The sequence below is a fragment of the Streptomyces beihaiensis genome, from assembly GCF_026274175.1.
GTDB lineage: Bacteria > Actinomycetota > Actinomycetes > Streptomycetales > Streptomycetaceae > Streptomyces > Streptomyces beihaiensis.
This window is the reverse complement of sequence record NZ_JAPHNL010000232.1, coordinates 1-634: the sequence shown is the minus strand read 5'-3', so window position 1 is coordinate 634 and position 634 is coordinate 1. Positions and strand designations below refer to the sequence as shown.

At 77.9% G+C, this 634-nt stretch carries 1 protein-coding gene; it reads left to right on the top strand.

Annotation, left to right across the window (positions count from 1 at the left end):
• Window positions 1-634: dihydrodipicolinate synthase family protein (locus tag OFY01_RS18340; protein ID WP_266601252.1), on the top strand; the 634-nt coding region annotated here is incomplete at both ends.

Sequence of the window (634 nt, the reverse complement as noted above, 5' to 3'; positions counted from 1 at the left end):
CGGCCGCCGCCGTCATCGCGCTGCGTGAGCTGGCACGGAGCGGCGACGTGGCCGCGGCGCTCGTCCCCGCGCCGCCGTACACGCGCCCCGGTGAGGCGGGCACCCTCGCGCACTTCACGGCGCTCGCCGAGCGGGGCGGGCTGCCGCTGGTGATCTACGACATCCCGTACCGCACCGCCCAGCCCCTCGGCACCGCGGCCCTCGACGCGCTCGGCCGGCTGCCGGAGGTCGTCGGGGTCAAGTACGCGACGGGCGCGGTGACCGCCGAGGCGATGGAACTGCTCGGCAGCCCGCCCCCGGGCTTCTCCGTCCTGGGCGGCGACGACGCGGTGATCTCCCCGCTCCTCGCGGCGGGCGCCCACGGGGCCGTCCTGGCCTCGGCCAACCTCCGCACGGCGGACTTCGCCGAGCTGATCAGGCTGTGGCACGACGGCGCGGCGGTCCCCGCACGCGAGCTGGGGGCCGATCTGGCGCACATGTCGGCCGCCCTCTTCGCCGAACCGAACCCGACCGTCGTCAAGGGCGTCCTGCACGCCGAGGGCCGCATCCCGAGCCCGGCCGTCCGCCTGCCCTTGCTGGCGGCGTCCGCGGAGTCGGTCCGGCGGGCGGCACGGACGGCCCGCGCCGGGTCGGG